This window comes from Limnospira platensis NIES-39, assembly GCF_026000695.1.
GTDB lineage: Bacteria > Cyanobacteriota > Cyanobacteriia > Cyanobacteriales > Microcoleaceae > Limnospira > Limnospira platensis.
Map to the genome: position 1 here is coordinate 2824805 of NZ_AP026945.1, position 17788 is coordinate 2842592.

Genomic DNA, 17788 nt, shown 5'->3' on the forward strand with positions numbered 1-17788 from the left:
AAATCCTGATGTAAAGGTTCGGGAAATTTGAGCCATGAAGTGTGAAGCTATGGTCAAGAAAAGGAGTTTTTTGCGACTTCCGACTTCACACTTCCGTTTTCGTGCTTTAAATTTTCGACAATTTTCTGGCTTGCTAATTCCGCCCATTGTCACAGCCCTGGTAATTGCCATTCAATGGGCTGGAGTCTTACAGTTATTTGGATGGGCGGCTTTTGATCAGTTTATGCGCTTGCGTCCCTTAGAACCAATGGATCCGCGCATTGTCGTGGTAACTGTAGATGAGCCAGATATTAGGAATGTGGGACAATGGCCGATTCCTGATGCCGTTTTAGCCGACTTAGTAACCATTATTGACCAACAGCAACCAGTAGCCATTGGTTTGGATATTTACCGAGATTTACCCGTACAACCCGGCCATCAACAGTTACTAGAAGTTTATCAAACTGTCCCTAATTTAATTGGCGTGGAAAAGGTGGTGAGTGATGGTAGTACGGCAACTATTGCGCCTCCCCCAGAATTAAAAGAGAAAGGTCGGGTCGGTTCGATTGATTTAGTCCTTGATGCTGATGGTCGCATTAGACGCGGTTTGTTATCGCTACAACCAGAAGACAATCAAACGGTTTTAAGTTTAGGCGCGAAACTAGCCCTAATGTATTTGTACCAACACGGCATTACCCCCACAGTTACAGACAACGGAAATGTTCAATTGGGAGAAGGGCTATTTATCCGCTTTTCTGGCAATGATGGGGGCTATGTTAGGGCTGATGCTGGCGGATATCAGGTATTGTTGAATTATCGTGGTCCCCAAGAGAATTTTCAGACCATTTCTATGACCGATGTACTTGAAGGACGATCAGACCCTGATCTGTTTAGCGATCGCATCGTCTTAATTGGCCCTATTGCCCACAGCCTGAATGACCTATTTTTTACCCCCTACAGCGGCACTCTCACTCGTCAAGGCGATCGCATGGCTGGAGTAGTCATTCATGCTAATCTTACCAGCCAAATTATCAGCGCCGCCCTTGACGGTCGCCCCCAATTTCAGGTCTGGTCTCATGGTATGGAGTTGTTTTGGATTCTGATTTGGTCTGGTATCGGTACCGCCCTAGGGTGGACTTACCGATTAGGTTGGGGGGCTTTACTTAGTTTAGTTGTTGGCGGCGGCAGTTTAACCCTAGAACTCCAAGTTGCTTTTCTTGAAGGCTGGTGGATACCCCTAGTACCACCAATTATCGCTTTTACTACTTCGGGAATTGCGATCGCCGGTTATATTGCTAATTGGGAACACCAAGAACGTCAGATGGTTATGACTCTCTTTGGTCGCCATGTTACCCCTCAAATTGCTGAGATGATTTGGCAAAGTCGAGATGAATTAATTGCGCGCGGTCAACTGACTGGGCAAAAAATGATTGCTACAGTCTTATTTGCTGACTTGAAAGGGTTTAGTACCATCGCCGAAACCATGGCCGCTGATGCTTTGATGTGTTGGTTGAATGAGTACATGAATGGCATGGCTGATATTGTTTTAGACCATAATGGCATTGTTGATAAGTTGATTGGGGATGCCGTTATGGCTGTGTTTGGGGTTCCTATTCCCCGCACTTCTTCAGAAGAAATTGCACAAGATGCGATCGCTGCCGTTTCCTGTGCCGTAGCCATGGGAGAAAAACTCAAATTATTAAACAGTCAATGGCAATTAGAAGGTAAGCCTACGGTTTCTATGCGCGTAGGAATTGCCACCGGAGAGGTAGTTACAGGGAGTTTAGGTAGTTCCCAAAGAATGGACTATACAACTCTCGGAGATAGTGTCAATATTGCCGCCCGCCTAGAAAGTTATGATAAGTCTTTTGGCGATGGAGTTTGCCGCATTTTAATTAATCAGCAAACCCATGAACAAGTCAGCTATCAATGTCTAACTGAATATATCGGTAGCATTCACCTCAAAGGTCGCACTCAACCTATTAATGTTTATCAAATTAACAATCCTTAGTCTGTATTAAATCTTTCCATCTATTCTGTCAACTGTCCTAGGTAGTTATGAATAGCCACAGCTTTTGATGAATCTCCTCGCCCCCAGATGTAATTCACGGCGGAGACAGCTCCGCACCCCCACCCACATTATCCCCCCCTCCCAGAGGGGGACAAGATAAGGAGTTTCATGATTCACCGCGACACCACATTAACTTTATCGCCATCTTTAAGATAACTTGCACCAGCGATCGCAATGCGATCGCCTACATTTAAACCCTGTATAATTTCTATACTCGCCTCCGATAAATCGCCTGTTAAACGGCCTTGAAGTCTTCCCACTTCCACAGTTCGCGCTTCCACCGTATCATCAGGTAATAGACGATAAACAATAGAACTACCGTCAGCCTGGGGAACGATGGCCCTAGCGGGAACCTTCATTCCTTGTACAGTAGTAGTAGTAATCGCCGCCCGCAGAAACATTCCCGGACGCAAGAAAGAATCACGAATAGCCCCCAAGGGAGGCAGGTCAATTTTCACAGTAGCTTGTCGGCTTTGAGGATCAATCAGAGGCGCAATTTCTCGCACCACCCCTCGCACCTGCAAATTTTGATCAGCATCAGAAGTCACAGTAACAGCAGCACCAATTCTCACCTGTGATAACTGAGTTTCTGGAACCTTCGCGTGTAGTTCTAACTGATTTTCCGCAATAATCGAAAACAGTTGTTGATTACCAGTAACATCCCCCACTCGCGCTGTCCGTTGGGCGACAATGCCACTCATAGGCGCACGGACTACAGTTTGTTCCCGTTGAGTTTCCAACTGGCGAACCCGCGCCTGGGCGCTACGCACCTCAGCCTCTGCACTACGGATATTAGACTCGGCGCTTTCCACGTTAGCCTGTGCACTGCCTATATTAGCCCTAGCGCTGCTAATGGTAGCCCTAGCGCTAGAAATATTAGCCTCTGCGACTCTCACCCCTTCTTCGGCCGTTTTTGCCGTGGTAATGCGGGTTTCTAGTTCCTGGCGACTCACCACCCCTTGGCTGCTTAAATCTTCATAGCGTTCTACTTCTCGGCGGGCTTGATCTAAATTAGCCTTGGCTTCCGCTAACCTAGCTTGATTTTGAGTCAGTAATGACTCAGCCTCCAATAGACTCGCTTGCGCTTGCGCGAGACCGGCTTGGGCTTGTCCGAGGTTAGCTTCCCGCTGACGGACGAGGGAATTGGCGGACTCTACCTGGGCGTTGGCTTGGTCAATTTGCGATCGCAAAACCGAATCATCCAACACCGCCATAACCTGTCCCTGTGTTACCATTTCCCCCTGATTTACTAAAACCTGTTGAATTTGCACTCCGCTGGCTTGGGGTAAAACTGGGAGTAGGTCGTAGGCTTCCACAGTCCCCGTTACATCAAGGGTGCGCGCCACAGTCGTCATTTCCACTGGCGCTACTGTCACCGTTTGGGTGGCGCTGGGACTAACTGCTGGCGCTACTTCTACCCCTGGGCTTTCCTCGGTTACGGGTTCGGAACTGTTGTTAGAGGAAAAGTGTAGAACTCCCAGAGTCGCCACAATTCCTATGGCTACCCCGATCACCATATTCCGCCAACCGCCCGCCTGGGGAGGTACAGCTTCCTCGGGTTCTTCCTCTAGGTCTTCAAATTTAACGCGATCGCCATTTAGTGACAATTCAGGGTATTGATCGTCATCAATATCTGGTAATGTATCTTTATGAACCACGAGTAATCCTCCCCCGGCACTCCTTAAATATATTGTAAAGAAAAGTTGCGTAAATTCCTCTTAAAATTCACAATTTCCAGGTGTCCCCGGGAACCGAGGAGCAAAATATCTGAGGGATACCGTCGAAAAAGCCTTATTTTTTAAGGGGTTTAGCTCCTTGAGAGTCTGTGGCGCGAGGTCTCCACTAGTAGTTCACATCTATTTACATAGATTAACTCAGCTTTACAAATTCTGATTTGTCCCCGCTACCAGTCTGGGGGCGATCGCTTTTGATAATTCTGTTTCGTAGATTAGGATATAGGCTGAGTGCTATAGTACATACCTCGTCAGTAGTTTATCTATAATCAAAACATAGCCAGGACGAGCCTATATGGTTTTTAATGCCACGGAATGTCTAATTGATGCCTTTGTTGAACTAATTCGGGAAGGTTACCGCCGCACCCACGGAGGTTATAAATCCAACTATGAGGAGATTATTGGCTGGGCTGGAAACATGGCTCTAGAAAACATTGCCAATAGTGATGCCCTTTATCACGATGTCGAACATACAATTATGGTCACATTAGTGGGACAGGAAATCCTGCGGGGAAAACATATCCGCGAGGGTGGCGTATCCTGTGAAGACTGGCTACACTACATCATCTCCCTAGTTTGTCACGATATTGGTTATGTCAAAGGCGTTTGTCGTCGCGATCGAGAAAATACCTTTGCTACCGGACGCGGAACCATGGTAGAACTACCAGACGGATGTACTGATGCTAGTCTCACCCCTTTCCATGTCGATCGCGCTAAATTATTTATTGAAGAACGCTTTGGCGGCCATAAACTGATTGATGCTGAAGTCATTAAGCATAATATCGAACTGACCCGGTTTCCAGTCCCCAAAGAATCCGATCATCAGAATACCATGAACTATCCCGGTTTGGTTCGGGCGGCTGATCTCATTGGTCAACTCTCAGATCCTCGTTACCTGAAAAAAATCAGTGCTTTATTTTACGAATTTGAGGAAACTGGCTTTAATAAAAGAGTTGGCTACAAAAGCCCAGAAGACCTACGCAAGAACTATCCTAAATTCTACTGGAATGGTGTTTATCCTTATGTCAAAGATGCCTTAAATTACTTGTCTCTTACCCAACAAGGTAAACAAATTGTTGCCAACCTTTACTCTAATGTGTTTATGGTTGAACATGATCAGGTGTCTCAGGGTACAGTAGAAGTCTAATTACTGGGGTTGACCATCTAATTTGCCTCCGTACAATCTGAAAGTCTATAGTTAAAAATCAAGCCCTAATGAATTCCATATTTTCACCTATACAGCAGTTCTTAATCTCTTGGATATTAATTCTGATTGCTGGAGGTCTTACCCTAAAAACTATTAATTATGTAGGGGAGTTGGTTACTATTTTAATAGTCGCTGCATTAGTTGCATTTATTCTCAATGCACCTGTGGCTAAGTTAAAACGATTTATCCCTAGGGGAGTCGCGGCAGCACGGGTTTATTTGGTGGCGGCGACCGTCGTTGTCCTTGTGGGTTTAACCCTGCTTCCTCCTGTGTTAAATCAGACTAGACAATTTATTACCAAATTACCCGAATTGGCTGAGTCTGCACAGCAGCAGTTAGCCCTATTTCAATCCTGGATTTATGAACATAATTTACCCTTTGATGTGGGGATTTTACAGCAACAACTACTCAATCAAATACAAGGACAAGCACAGGCGATCACCAGCAAAAGTCTGGGGTTAGTTTTGGGAAATTTTAACTGGTTGATTGACCTAATTTTAATTTTATTTCTCTCCTTTTATATGCTGCTTGATGGCGATAGATTATGGTCTACTTTAACTATAATTATTTCGCCAAAAATCCGGTTAGTCTTAACTGAATCATTGCCGAGAAATCTCCAGATTTTTTTATCTGGACAGTTAATCTTAGGGCTATTTATAGCCTTCACTTTGGCTCCAATGTTCTTTTTTTAGGGGTTCCATATTTCCTATTATTTGCCGTTTTTATTGGTTTCATGGAGATGATCCCCTTTATTGGAGCGACTTGAGGAATTGGCACCGTCGCTATTATTGTCGCCTTTCTGGACTGGTGGTTAGCCTGGCAATTGTTAATAATTGCCGTAGCTGTTCAACAGGTAAAAGATAATATAATTGCTCCGAGAATTATGGGAAATCTCACAGGATTAAGTCCTAGTTGAAACCCTAAAACCCTTATTATACCGTCACTCTAGTGCACTCAAAGCCGATCGCACATTTAGGAGTTAGTGTAAAATGAGTGCAAGTACAAACAGTACACATAGTGGTACATATCAAGGCTTTCAGGATATTCTTGAGTTTTTCAATCTGTCCCGTAAGCAATGCCCCAAAGGTGCCAGGATTAAGCGTAACCGGGGGACAATTCAGCTAGACATCACTACTGACCCGGAGACGGGAGAGCGTAAACAACGGGGCTGTAATTGTCAGTTTACCCCAGAGGGTATCCGCAAGGCTGTTGACAAGGCTTGGTTAGTTCATAAATCCCTTGACGGACAATTTTAGTCGGTGTCTGAATGGCTGGACTGGTACAAGGCCACTATTCTTGACGAAAACAAAACTCCCCTAGAAAACGACTTAATCACCTATCGCCAAGTGTTTAAAGAGATGGAAGATGATTACTTTAATGGGGTACACAAGAACACTAAACGGAAGCGCTCTCGCGATATAGCTAGTGACGTTAAGTCATTTAAAGCCTGTTTCCTTGATGTATTTAACAAAGTCACAGACTGGGATGATTATGTTAACTGGGAGGGTATCAAGAAAGCACTGTATAGCCCGTTACAGGACGGTAGCAACCCGATAGGTAGCAAAACCTTTAAAGACAGATACTACCGATTAAAACAGGTAGCAGAACACGCTGGCTGCAAAAAAGCACTAGAGAAACTAGAAAAGATTAACCCTACCCAAACAGTGTTTACTGAATCCCAGAGTGTAGACTTGGATACCTTGCTAGGCTTGCTAGACAAGGAGCGTAACACTGATTATGAGAATTCAAGGGAACGTCAAGCACGTGATGGTTGGTGTTGGGTGTCGGCAATGTGTGCTTTATATGGATTGAGACCATCAGAGATTGCAGCAAGTCAGAACCTAGATAAGACAGTCAAGATTGACGGCATTACTTTCCCGGCCATATCTGACCCTAACAACCTTGAGTTAGTGCTGGTTATTGGTGAGTTTACTTACTTTGGCAGTAGCACCAAAACAGGTCAAAGGTTAGCAATACCAATGTCAAAAGACAAGGCTTTGATTAACCGCCTAGGAATTCATAACGTCTGTTTACCTATTACAAACGCCAAGGACCCTAGCGGTTTTAATGATAATCATCGTAAATGGCTTAAACACCATAAGTGGGGATTTACTCAAGCATTAGCTTTCCGACATCTAGCTAATCAACTGGGAGAAATGAACGGGATACCACAAGAAATCAGGGCACGCTGCTTTGGACATTCGGTAGCGATTAATGACAGCAAATACAAAAAACGTCGCAACCTTGCCACAGAGTTAGGTATCTTAACACGCCACCACCGACAACCATTGCCACTAGATATGGCAAAGCAAACACTACTCAATCATGGTATTGACCCAGAATCACCAGAAATGAAAGCAGGACTTAGATTAATCTATCAGTTAGACGATTAACCCCCAATAAACCCACAACACAATACCCTCTAGGCTAAATACCTAGGGGGTTTCTTTTACACTATAGCACCAGACAGGAAAGTTAGGACGTATAATGGAGAGGACGAGATGACTAAGAAGACCAAAAATGCCAGCCCCCTATAGTTACGACCTCAGACAAAAAGTTATTGATGCAATTGAACTAGACGGTATGCCCAAAACAGAAGCCAGTCAAGTTTTCCATGTCAGCCGGAACACTATCAATCTCTGGCTGCAAAGAAAAGCACAGACCGGAGACTTCCTCCCTAAACCTAATCACCGACCTGGCAATAACCACAAAATTACCGACTGGCAAAAATTCAAGGCTTTTGCCCAAGAGCATGGCGACAAAACCTCCGCTCAAATGGCTGAACTTTGGGATGACGACATCTCTCCTCGCACCATATCCAGAGCCTTGAAGAAAATTGGCTTCACCAGAAAAAAAACTTACGGCTACCAAGAACGTGATCAGCAACAGCGAGAGGAGTTTATTGCTCAGATTGAACATATGGAGCCACAAGAAGTGGTCTACCTCGATGAAGCCGGCATGAATAGTCAGGACTCGGATTACCCTTATGGTTACTGCGAGGAAGGACAACGCTTCGATGCCCTCAAATCCGGGAAGAGGCAGGGCAGGGTGAGCTATATGGCCCCATGGTGTCATCAACAACTCTTAGCCCCCGATCGCTTTGAGGGTTGTTGTAATCGGACAGTGTTTGAGTTGTGGTTGGAGTTCATCTTAATTCCAACACTGAAGCCAGGTCAGACTCTAGTGCTAGACAATGCAACGTTTCATAAAGGGGGACGGATTCCTGAGCTAGTGGAGGTGGCTCAATGCCGTTTGCTCTATCTACCACCTTATTCGCCAAACCTCAACAAGATAGAGAAATGTTGGTCGTGGTTGAAAGCCCGCATTCGCCATTGCACGTGAGCAGTTTGATTCTCTCGATGATGCCATGGATTCCGTTATAAAAGCTGAGTCCTAACCACCTTGACTAATGCTATAGATAGATAAATCCTGGGAATTTGGGTAGTATAAAATGGATTAATCTAGGGTTAATAAGTAGGCAATTAATGGTTAATTAAGTTGTAGTAATTATCCCAGACTTGGGTAAATTACAGCTGGTTCACCAGTCGCTTAATACATTGCCCTCACCCTAAATCCCTCTCCCAGGGGGGGGGGAGAGGGACTTGGAGAGAGGAATAGATTGGGTATAATAATACTCAAAGTTTTGGATAAAGTTGATAGAGATGAAACTTAGCTTTTGTATAATTGCCAAAAATGAAGCCCATCAGTTAGGGGAATGTTTACAGACGGTGGGAAAGTTAGTAGATGAAATGATAGTGGTGGATACAGGTTCTAGAGATGGAACGCCGGAAGTTGCTAAAAATATGGGGGCGAGAGTGTATGAGTTTAGCTGGTGTGATGACTTTGCGTCGGCGAGAAATGCGGGTTTAAAATATGTGACAGGTGATTGGGTTTTGGTGTTAGATGCTGATGAGCGATTAATGGAGGGAATTATCCCTCAAATTAGAGGTTTAATTAACCAGGAAGATTATTTGCTGATTAACTTGGTGCGACAGGAAATCGGGGCGGTGCAGTCTCCTTATTCTTTGGTGTCGCGACTGTTTAGAAATCATCCGGATCTGTATTTTTCTCGCCCTTATCATGCTTTGGTTGATGATAGTGTGATGGAGATTTTGCGGCGGGAACCTCAGTGGCGGATCGGTTCTATTCCAGAAATAGCGATCGCTCATTATGGATATAGTGCGGATGCGATCGCGGAAAAGAATAAACAACAAAGGGCTTGTGAAGCTATGGAAAGCTATTTAAAACAGCATCCCGATGACCCTTACTTAGCGAGTAAATTAGGGGCTCTGTATGTGCAATTAGGTAAACTCTCAGCAGGTATTGACCTGTTAGAAAAAGGGCTAAAGCAGGCATCTGGAATTGAGGGGGGGACTATGTATGAATTGCATTATCACCTAGGAATTGCCTATAGCAAAAGGGGACAACTAGAGGCGGCGGAAGCACAGTATCAAAAGGCGATCGCGGTTAATGTATTCCCTCAATTAAAAATAGGGGCTTATAATAATCTGGGAAATCTGCTGAAAGGTAGGGGCAACCTAAAAGCGGCGCTTTGGGCCTATGAAACGACGATAGAAATTGACCCATTATTTAGCTTAGGTTACTATAACCTGGGCATGACTCTACGGGCGATGGGAAATTCCCAAAAAGCGATCGCATCTTATCAAAAAGCGATTTCTCTTAACCCTCACTATGGGGAAGCCTACCAAAATTTAGGGGCGGCGTTGTTAGGTATTGGCAACATTCCCGATAGTCTGAAAGCCTTTCAAACAGCGATAAGCGTATATGAACAAACCAACCCCCCGGAAGCCAAACGGCTCAAAAAAACCTTGTCAGAAATGGGATGGCGACTATAGACTTCTGCACTATGGGGAAATTTGATACTACAATGCAGCAACAGAACTAGGATGGGTATGATGTGAAAGTCTCTATCAAGGGTTCTAAAAGGTCTGGGTAGGTCACAAGACTTATCTCAAAAGCTAATCATGTTAGGAGTCATGCAATAGTGCGACCCGTTAGCCTGAAACTAGGGAAAATCCCCTAGGGGAAAGGCTGCAAGGGGATATTAACCCTTGACAACTGAATCTCGCTTGTTGGTGCGGAAGTCTGAGAGGTCCCAATATGGGAAGTGTCAGAATCAAAAAATATCCAAGTCCAACCCTCCAAGTGCCGGAGTGAAAACAGTTCCCCACGGTAGCGACTGGTCATCAATCCGTGAAGCGGGAATTGGGCGTAAACCCTTTTAAATGGGGATTTAAGCGCCCTGTAGCTGGCTATGAGTAGGGAAACGAACTTCTGCGAGAACTACCGTTAGACTCCAAATTAGGCGGGTATACGCTGCCTTATATGTATGGGGCAAGAAAGCGTTGTTGTTGCCAACGTTAACAGGTTATTTCTGTAGGGAATAACTCGGCACTCAAAAGGCCCCCGGTAGAAAGGAAGACTCTAAGGCCAGAAACCAAAGCGATTTTCGGAACGGGATAACCTCTAAGTTGCTCTCGGTGGGTTTTTTTGAGGAAAGCCTATTACTGAGTAGTCAACCAAGGCGAATAACTGGGTATTCCAGGCGGCTTAGGGGAGGGATTGTGTCAGAAGCGAAGGCCCTGACTATAAATCGGGGATATGCAGACGGACACACGGAATTGATTGCTGTGCTGAGTGAGTGAGTTGCTGTGAAGAAGACTAAAGCCAGTCTGATAGGGACGAGGATGGTATGCGTAGATGAGTCGTTGTTGACGGTGAAGGGGGAGATGAAAGGCCGCCGAAACTTTTGGCAACGTGGTCTATGGAAGCTGCAACAACGGATTTACCGCGCCTCGAAACGGGGTGATATTAAGGTGGTTCGTAAACTCCAAAAAATGCTGATGCGTTCGGCTTCTGTGAGGTATCTTGCTAGTGATAGTTGTGATGGGGGTTCTATAGCTGTTCAACAGTGTTTGATGCAATGGGCTTTGGAACCGGAATGGCGGGCTCGTTGGGAGTTGGATGATGCTGTTGGCTCTCATTTTTCATCGGTTGGGGAACTGTTGCAGGCGATCGCTAAAAGTCTGGAAAATGGCCCTAAGTTGGTCTGGGTTATTGATTTAACCAGGCTTTGTCAACCGAGAATATTGGCTCAAAGGTTGCCGGATTTACCGCGCTCTATGGGTCTGAATAAGGCTCGGATTGATGGGGCTTTGGGGTGTTTATTAGATGCGATCGCTTTGGGAGAGTTAAACCACCAATTGAGTCGGTTAATTAGGGAACTGGGCAACCCGGGAACTACTCTGATTCAATATGGGGAAATGATGGTGATTTTAGATGATGATATGATGGCTATCAACACCTATCAAAGGGCGATAAGTGATTGGCTAGAAAAATTGGAAATCCCCCAAGTTTCTGATTTTTATGCTGTCACGAACACGGCTAATTGTGTTGAGGAAAACTCTCCGGGTTTTGACCTGTTGGGGTTTCATATTCGCCAGTTTAAAAATCATCATCGCCGAGGGTTAAACTATTATACTACCATCAGCCCTAGTCGAGAATCTGCCCATCAACACTATCGAGAATTGGCGACGATAGTTAGTAGCCATAAAGCCAGTCGTCAAGGGGATTTAATTAACCTGCTGAATCGGAAAATAGCGGATTGGTTTAGTCAATATCAAGGTGCTAATAACCGCAAAATTCATCGAAATTTAGATAGGTTAATTGACCGGAAATTGCGGAGTTGGGCGAAACGTCGTCACCCGGATAAACCTAGGAATTATTGGCGGCGAAAATACTGGCAAGTTACGGAAACAGGTGGCTGTAGGTTTGGCTGTTTCCATAAGGGAAAATGGGTGAGCCTTCTTAAACATAGAGTATAACAGCATAGCTTGATTCTGAGGAGCCGTGTGAGGTGAAAGTCTCATGCACGGTTTTGGAGACGAGTAGGCTGGGTGACTGGCTTGCTTAGTTTAACTGAGTAATCAACGTACACCTATCGGAATTGTGGGTGCATCAGGTTATGGTGGGGTGCAACTGGTGCGCTTATTACAGGATCACCCCCTGGTTGAAATTGTTTATTTGGGAGGAGAAAGTAGCGCCGGAAAACCTTTTTGTAGTTTATATCCCCACCTGGGTCATCAGGTGGAGTTGATGATTGAACCAATTGATTTGGATAAAATTGCTAGTCGGTGTGAGGTGGTGTTTCTATCTTTGCCGAATGGTTTGGCCTGCGAAATGGCTCCGCAACTGTTAGAAAAAGGCTGTTATGTTCTGGACCTGTCTGCTGATTATCGGTTTACTAATTTAAATACCTATACCAAGTGGTATAACAAGGAAAGAAGCGCTGATCTGGATGTGGCTAGGACGGCGGTTTATGGTTTGCCTGAACTATACCGAGATGCGATCGCCTCAGCGCGATTAGTGGGCTGTCCTGGCTGCTATGTGACCGCTAGTTTGTTGGCTTTATCCCCCCTATTAAAACAGGGGCTAATTGTCCCGGATAGTGCCATTATTGATGCTAAATCGGGGGCTTCTGGCGGGGGACGACAGGCTAAAACTAATATGCTATTGGCGGAAGCAGATGCCTCGGTTTCAGCCTATGGTATTGGTGGACACCATCGCCACACGCCGGAAATTGAGCAAGTTTGTAGTGATTTGGCTGGACATGATGTGACGGTGCAGTTTACCCCCCATTTGATGCCTATGGTGCGGGGTATTTTGGCGACGGTTTACGCTAACTTGCGCGACCCGGGTTTGGTGCGAGAAGATTTGCTGACTATTTATAAGGCGTTTTACCGCAATTCTCCCTGGGTTAAGGTTTTACCTGGGGGAACTTTCCCCCAAAGTAAATGGGCCTGTGGCACAAATCTTTGTTACATTGGTATTGAGGTGGACCAACGCACCGATAGGGCGATCGTGATTTCTACCATTGATAACCTGATTAAGGGTCAAGCGGGACAGGCGGTTCAATGCCTCAATATTATGAAGGGATGGTCGGAAACTCTGGGACTACCTCAGTTGAGTTTTTATCCGTAAAATTCACGCTTGGGGCGGGTTAATCAGTCTCTCACCCGCCCTAAACTTTTACCCGGCGTGGCGGGTTAATAACACTGGACAGTTGGCGTAAACTCGCACATAGTCGGATAGGGAGTTTCCGAGTAGGCGATCGATATCAATGAAACTCTTGGCCACGGTGGGGCGGCGATCGGGAGAACCCAGCAACAGCAGATCGGCGTTGAGGTCTTCTGCGATTCGGCAAATTTCCGGGCCGGGTTTTCCGGTTCCGGTTACACAACGATAACTAACTCCCATTTGTTTGGCTTGGGCGACAGCCGGGGCTAAAACCGGGTCGTTTTCCGCAGTGGCGGTGTAATCTTCTGCTGATTTGCCACTGAGATCTTTATTAACATGGGCGATAATTAGTTGTCCGCCCTGGATTTCTTTAACAAAGTCGATCGCCGTTTTTAGGCATTCTTGGGCTTCTGGGGATGAATTATAAGCTACCATGACCCGCCGTAGCTTCTTGACATAGGTATCGTCTTTGACCAACAGCATGGGTCGAGACGTGAGTTGGAAAACGTATTGACTGACTGAGTTTTCTAAGACGGCTTGCAGTCGTCCTAACCCCCGTGAACCCATAATAATTAGATCGGCGTTTTCTTCGTCTGCTACCTGACAAACAATATCTTTGGGATCGCCTTGTTTGAGTCTAGGATTAACTCGGTTGGGATCGACTTTCACGGATTGGACGGCCTGGGCGAGGATTTTGCCTCCTTCTTCTAGTTTGACGGACATTCCCTCGGCCGTGACTTGGCTGGGCACTACATGGAGAAGGGTGATAGATGCCTGTTGCAGAGATGGTAAATCCATCAGCATATTTAGCATCTCTTCGCACAGTCCACGACCCGCAACAGCAACTAAAATTTTATTGATCATAGGTTTTGCCCAAAATTCAAAACAACGCTCATTATCAAACGCACTATTATATAACTTAGGACAAAGCGGCTGATTAACTGATAATTTGTAGAAATGTAGCGTTTTGGAACGAATTGTAAAGTGTCTCGATTAAAATATCCTAGTTCACAAGATCAGCCGACTATGGCCTCAAATTGGTTTGAGTATTTGGTGGAAGTGTTCCCACATCAAACTGATTATGCGGGGGTGGTTTGGCATGGGACTTATGTGGGTTGGATGGAGGAAGCCCGCATTGGGGCGTTGCGGTCTGTGGGGGTTGGTTATGATCAGTTGGTCGCTTTGGGGTTTGAGTTGCCTGTGGTTGACTTGGAAATCCGCTATCATCAATTTGTACACATGGGCGATCGCATTAAGGTTAAAAATCGTATTTCTGGCCTAACTAAAGTTCGTATCCCCTGGGAATTTGAGATTGAGTCCCTAGACGGTAGACAACGATATGTTAGCGCCACTACTACTCTGGTGGTTATCGATCGCCAAACTGGCAAAATTAGACGACAATGGCCCCCTCTTTTAAATCAGGCGATCGCTAAACTCATCGATAATGGTTAAGTTACGCTACCCTGGGAAATTGGGGCGATCGGTAATTCTACCCGAAATTCTGCCCCCTCGCCAGGAATAGAAGATAAAATCAACTGTCCGTTATGTTTTTCTACTACAATTTGATAACTGGTAGCTAGTCCTAATCCCATACCTTGACCCACCGTTTTGGTCGTGAAAAATGGGTCAAATAAACGAGATTGTAACTCCGGTGCAATCCCCATACCATTATCACGAATCCGAATCGCTACCCGGTTAGGATTAACTTGTTCTGTAGTTATCCAAATAGTCGGAACCCAGTCGGACTCATGGGCTTGACTGTCAGCCGATTGTAAGCTATCAATAGCATTATTAATTAGATTCATGATTACTTGATTAATTAAGCCGGCATAGCAGGTGATAAACGGCAAGTTTTCCGCCTTTTGTTGAATAACTTTAATCTCAATATTATGATTATTGCCCGGCAATCTATGCCTGATTAAATGCAAAACACTGTTAAGGCATTCATGCAAATCAATCGATTTCATTTCAGCTTCATTAGTGCGGGAGAAAATTCGCAAGGCTAACATAATTTGATCAATGCGTTTGATACCTGTTTTCAGGGATCTGATTAATTTCTGAAGATCCTCTAAGATAAAATCTAGTTCCAGTTTTTCCGCTCGGGCTAAAATTTGGGGGGAAGGATGGGGATATTCTTGTCGATATAAATTAATTAACTCGATTATATCTTCAACATATTGATAGGCGGGGTCAAGGTTTCCTGAAATAAAATTAATCGGATTATTAAGTTCATGAAAAATCCCCGCTACCAATTGATTTAAAGCTACCATTTTTTCCTTTTGGATTAGTTCAACCTGGGTGGCTGCTAACTGCTTTTGGGTGGCTTTTAGTTGCTGATTTTGAAGCTGTAAATCTCTTGGCAGATTTTGGATTTTGAGTTGATTGTGAATCCTCGCCATCACTTCTTCTACTTGAAAAGGTTTGGTGATATAATCCACTCCTCCTACTTGAAAAGCCTTAATTTTATCTTCGATTTGATTAATAGCACTCACAAAAATAATCGGGATTTACGAAGTTTCTGGATTATTTTTTAAGGCTTCACAAACTTGATAACCATTGATGCCTTGCATATTGATATCAAGTAGAATTAAGTCCGGTTTTAAAGCCTTAACTGCCATGAGTGCCATCTTACCGTTAATGGATTTACGCACCCGAAATCCAAACTCCATTAACATAGTTGATAATAACCTAATATTTTCTGGCACATCATCAACTATTAAAATGTCGGCTGATGCCAAATTCTGATTATTCATAATCCATGGCTTTTGATAATGTGAAGGATTGATTATCGTTAGATCAGACTGGGATGATTTACCAGATTTTATCGGCTGCTATTAACTCCATTAATAAACTTTCGGGGAGCGGTTGAGAAAATAAATAACCTTGGGCAAACTCACATTCTAACCCTCTCAATAATGACAGTTGTTCGGAGGTTTCTACCCCCTCAGCAATTACCCCCATTTTCATCGTTTTAGCAATATTAACAATCACGGGAACTAAGCCGCAACTTGAACCGTTATTATCCATTCTTTGAACAAAAGATTTGTCGATTTTGAGAGTGTCAACTTGGAAATTATGCAGATAGCTTAAAGAAGAATATCCCGTGCCAAAATCATCAATACTTAGTCTGACGTTTTGCTTTTTAAAACCTTCCAGAATAGCGACGGCGGTTTTCGGGTTATCCATAATTGCGCTTTCTGTGATTTCTAATTTTAAGCAATGGGGGTCTAGTTGAGTGACTTCTAAAAGTTGTTGTATCTGCTGACTTAGATCCATGTTCGCAAACTGTCTGGCTGAGACATTAACACTGATAAACATCGAATCATTAATCAGTTTACTTTTTTGCCAACTTCGGAATTGTTTACAAGCCTTTTCTAAGACTAAATTGCCAATGGCATTAATTAAACCTGTTTCCTCGGCTATGGGAATAAATAAGACGGGGTGAATCAATTGTTTTTGGGGATGTTGCCATCTAACTAAGGCTTCAAAACCTGCGATTTTTCCAGTTGTTAGATGAATTATTGGCTGATAATAAACCAGAAATTCATCATTGTTAATAGCTCGCCTTAAATCGTTTTCAATTTGCAGCTTTTCGGAAACATTGTGGTGCATACTGGGGTCAAATATATGATATTGACCTTTGCCTAAATCTTTGGCTCGATACATGGCTGTATCTGCATCTCGCAGCATATGTTCGGGTTTTTGATAATCTAAATGTGACCCAGATATGCCAATACTTACATTGATAAATACTTCTTGATTGGGGAGGACAAAAGGATGAGAAAAACTCTCAAGAACTTTTTGAGCCATGGCTTTTGCTTCCGCCATATCCTCGATTTTATTAACCATAATCGCAAATTCATCACCTCCTAAACGAGCTAGGGTGTCTTCCGGTTTTAGCAGGGATTTTAGACGCTTGGAAATAGCAATTAAGAGTTGATCACCTACGGAATGTCCGAGGGATTCATTAATCATTTTAAAGCGATCGCAGTCTAGCAACAACACCACAAAATTATAATTATGATGTTCCTGTTTGACATCAATACCATCAGCTAGACGTTCCAAAAATAAGGCTCGATTTGGTAAATTAGTTAAATCATCACGAAAAGCCATATCCCGGAGTTTACTGTTAGCGATTTCTAATTCTTGAGTGCGCTGTTCAACTCTAGCTTCTAGTTGGGTATTTAACACTTGTAATTGTTGTTGAGTGCGGCGGAGAGTCAGTTGATTTTTTACCCTAATTAAAACTTCCTGAAATTGAAAAGGTTTACTAATATAGTCTACTCCCCCCACTTCAAAGGCTTTTACTTTGTCAAAAATATCGTCCAAAGCACTCAGAAAAATTATGGGTACTTCGGCGGTGTATGGCTCCGATTTAAGCTGATTACAAACTGCATAACCATCTATATCTGGCATCATAATATCCAACAGAATTAAATCAGGTAACTTATTATTTACCTCCTGTAGTGCGGTTTTACCATCGATCGCCTCACGAACTTTATACCCTTTTTTGCTAAGAATTCGTGACAATAGATGCAAATTTCCTGGGGTATCATCAACAATCAAAATATCTGATTCTTGGTAGTTATTTGGGTGGTTATCACTCATAATGTATTTTAACCTAGGTTGTGGGATAAGCTAGTGAACCCACATGGTCAAGGGATTGATAAATAGCAAATATTAACATTGTACTCAACCCAGTTGTTTTTTGGGGTCTATGTTGCTTATTTGGGTACGGATACGCCAAACAGACACCAAGAT

Annotated in this window: 16 protein-coding genes; 11 read left to right on the top strand and 5 right to left on the bottom strand. The window is 44.0% G+C overall.

Features of this window, described 5'->3' with window-relative positions; genetic code table 11:
• The first annotated feature begins 34 nt into the window (after positions 1-34).
• A complete protein-coding gene (locus N39L_RS13710) occupies positions 35-1990 on the top strand; it encodes a CHASE2 domain-containing protein (RefSeq protein WP_006617987.1) in 1956 nt (651 codons plus the stop codon).
• Between the two features lie 173 nt (positions 1991-2163).
• Here N39L_RS13710 and N39L_RS13715 read toward each other — a convergent pair whose 3' ends face one another.
• Complete coding sequence (locus N39L_RS13715) at positions 2164-3708, bottom strand: efflux RND transporter periplasmic adaptor subunit (RefSeq protein ID WP_006617988.1); 1545 nt, start codon at positions 3706-3708, stop codon at positions 2164-2166.
• A 370-nt stretch (positions 3709-4078) separates the two neighbouring features.
• On the opposite strand from N39L_RS13715, the gene N39L_RS13720 reads away from it, so the two are divergent.
• The 9 genes from N39L_RS13720 (at position 4079) to argC (ending at position 12991) form a co-directional block, all read left to right on the top strand.
• Positions 4079-4930 (top strand): Npun_R2479 family HD domain-containing metalloprotein, encoded by an 852-nt coding sequence (locus N39L_RS13720; RefSeq protein WP_006617989.1) that lies wholly within the window; start codon positions 4079-4081, stop codon positions 4928-4930.
• A 68-nt stretch (positions 4931-4998) separates the two neighbouring features.
• Positions 4999-5682, top strand: coding sequence for an AI-2E family transporter (locus N39L_RS13725; protein WP_006617990.1), 684 nt, complete (start codon positions 4999-5001; stop codon positions 5680-5682).
• Positions 5683-5813: 131 nt separating this feature from the next.
• A complete protein-coding gene (locus tag N39L_RS13730) occupies positions 5814-5906 on the top strand; it encodes a hypothetical protein (RefSeq protein WP_350308536.1) in 93 nt (30 codons plus the stop codon).
• A gap of 73 nt (positions 5907-5979) precedes the next feature.
• Positions 5980-6246, top strand: coding sequence for a hypothetical protein (locus N39L_RS13735; protein ID WP_014275497.1), 267 nt, complete (start codon positions 5980-5982; stop codon positions 6244-6246).
• A 3-nt stretch (positions 6247-6249) separates the two neighbouring features.
• Positions 6250-7383, top strand: coding sequence for a site-specific integrase (locus N39L_RS13740; RefSeq protein ID WP_014275498.1), 1134 nt, complete (start codon positions 6250-6252; stop codon positions 7381-7383).
• Between the two features lie 127 nt (positions 7384-7510).
• Positions 7511-8387 (top strand): IS630 family transposase gene (locus N39L_RS13745; RefSeq protein ID WP_286131328.1). Its coding sequence is split into 2 segments (ribosomal slippage): positions 7511-8323 and positions 8325-8387, totalling 876 coding nucleotides; the frame shifts between segments, so codons are not numbered across the junction.
• Between the two features lie 265 nt (positions 8388-8652).
• On the top strand, positions 8653-9846 hold the full coding sequence (locus N39L_RS13750; RefSeq protein ID WP_006619084.1) for a glycosyltransferase: 1194 nt from the start codon (positions 8653-8655) through the stop codon (positions 9844-9846).
• An 852-nt stretch (positions 9847-10698) separates the two neighbouring features.
• Positions 10699-11835 carry a group II intron maturase-specific domain-containing protein gene (locus N39L_RS13755; RefSeq protein WP_193353189.1) on the top strand — a complete coding sequence of 379 codons (1137 nt, stop codon included), beginning with the start codon at positions 10699-10701 and terminating at the stop codon, positions 11833-11835.
• A 124-nt stretch (positions 11836-11959) separates the two neighbouring features.
• Positions 11960-12991: an N-acetyl-gamma-glutamyl-phosphate reductase gene (gene argC, locus N39L_RS13760; RefSeq protein WP_014275501.1), complete on the top strand. Its 1032-nt coding sequence runs from the start codon at positions 11960-11962 to the stop codon at positions 12989-12991.
• 48 nt (positions 12992-13039) lie between these two features.
• On the opposite strand, the gene N39L_RS13765 is transcribed toward argC, so the two are convergent.
• Positions 13040-13891, bottom strand: a complete 852-nt coding sequence (locus tag N39L_RS13765) for a universal stress protein (RefSeq protein ID WP_014275502.1) — start codon at positions 13889-13891, stop codon at positions 13040-13042.
• Positions 13892-14053: 162 nt separating this feature from the next.
• On the opposite strand from N39L_RS13765, the gene N39L_RS13770 reads away from it, so the two are divergent.
• Entirely contained in the window at positions 14054-14479 is a 426-nt protein-coding gene (locus N39L_RS13770; RefSeq protein WP_199318180.1) for an acyl-CoA thioesterase, read from the top strand.
• On the opposite strand, the gene N39L_RS13775 is transcribed toward N39L_RS13770, so the two are convergent.
• The 3 genes from N39L_RS13775 to N39L_RS13785 are packed head-to-tail and all read right to left on the bottom strand — an operon-like array spanning position 14476 to position 17635.
• Positions 14476-15519 (bottom strand): hybrid sensor histidine kinase/response regulator, encoded by a 1044-nt coding sequence (locus N39L_RS13775; protein ID WP_014275503.1) that lies wholly within the window; start codon positions 15517-15519, stop codon positions 14476-14478. The genes N39L_RS13770 and N39L_RS13775 overlap by 4 nt on opposite strands.
• A 15-nt stretch (positions 15520-15534) precedes the next feature.
• Positions 15535-15780: a response regulator gene (locus N39L_RS13780; RefSeq protein ID WP_014275504.1), complete on the bottom strand. Its 246-nt coding sequence runs from the start codon at positions 15778-15780 to the stop codon at positions 15535-15537.
• Between the two features lie 58 nt (positions 15781-15838).
• Complete coding sequence (locus tag N39L_RS13785; RefSeq protein ID WP_006619079.1) at positions 15839-17635, bottom strand: two-component system response regulator; 1797 nt, start codon at positions 17633-17635, stop codon at positions 15839-15841.
• Between the last annotated feature and the right edge of the window lie 153 nt (positions 17636-17788).

What these genes read in the sequence shown, in the direction of transcription:
- N39L_RS13755 (WP_193353189.1), top strand. Translation starts at nt 10,699, where the DNA reads ATGGTATGCGTAGATGAGTCGTTGTTGACGGTGAAGGGGGAGATGAAA.
- N39L_RS13780 (WP_014275504.1), bottom strand. Translation starts at nt 15,780, where the DNA reads ATGAATAATCAGAATTTGGCATCAGCCGACATTTTAATAGTTGATGAT.
- N39L_RS13785 (WP_006619079.1), bottom strand. Translation starts at nt 17,635, where the DNA reads ATGAGTGATAACCACCCAAATAACTACCAAGAATCAGATATTTTGATT.
- N39L_RS13750 (WP_006619084.1), top strand. Translation starts at nt 8,653, where the DNA reads ATGAAACTTAGCTTTTGTATAATTGCCAAAAATGAAGCCCATCAGTTA.
- N39L_RS13770 (WP_199318180.1), top strand. Translation starts at nt 14,054, where the DNA reads ATGGCCTCAAATTGGTTTGAGTATTTGGTGGAAGTGTTCCCACATCAA.
- N39L_RS13710 (WP_006617987.1), top strand. Translation starts at nt 35, where the DNA reads ATGAAGTGTGAAGCTATGGTCAAGAAAAGGAGTTTTTTGCGACTTCCG.
- N39L_RS13720 (WP_006617989.1), top strand. Translation starts at nt 4,079, where the DNA reads ATGGTTTTTAATGCCACGGAATGTCTAATTGATGCCTTTGTTGAACTA.
- N39L_RS13765 (WP_014275502.1), bottom strand. Translation starts at nt 13,891, where the DNA reads ATGATCAATAAAATTTTAGTTGCTGTTGCGGGTCGTGGACTGTGCGAA.
- N39L_RS13735 (WP_014275497.1), top strand. Translation starts at nt 5,980, where the DNA reads ATGAGTGCAAGTACAAACAGTACACATAGTGGTACATATCAAGGCTTT.
- N39L_RS13725 (WP_006617990.1), top strand. Translation starts at nt 4,999, where the DNA reads ATGAATTCCATATTTTCACCTATACAGCAGTTCTTAATCTCTTGGATA.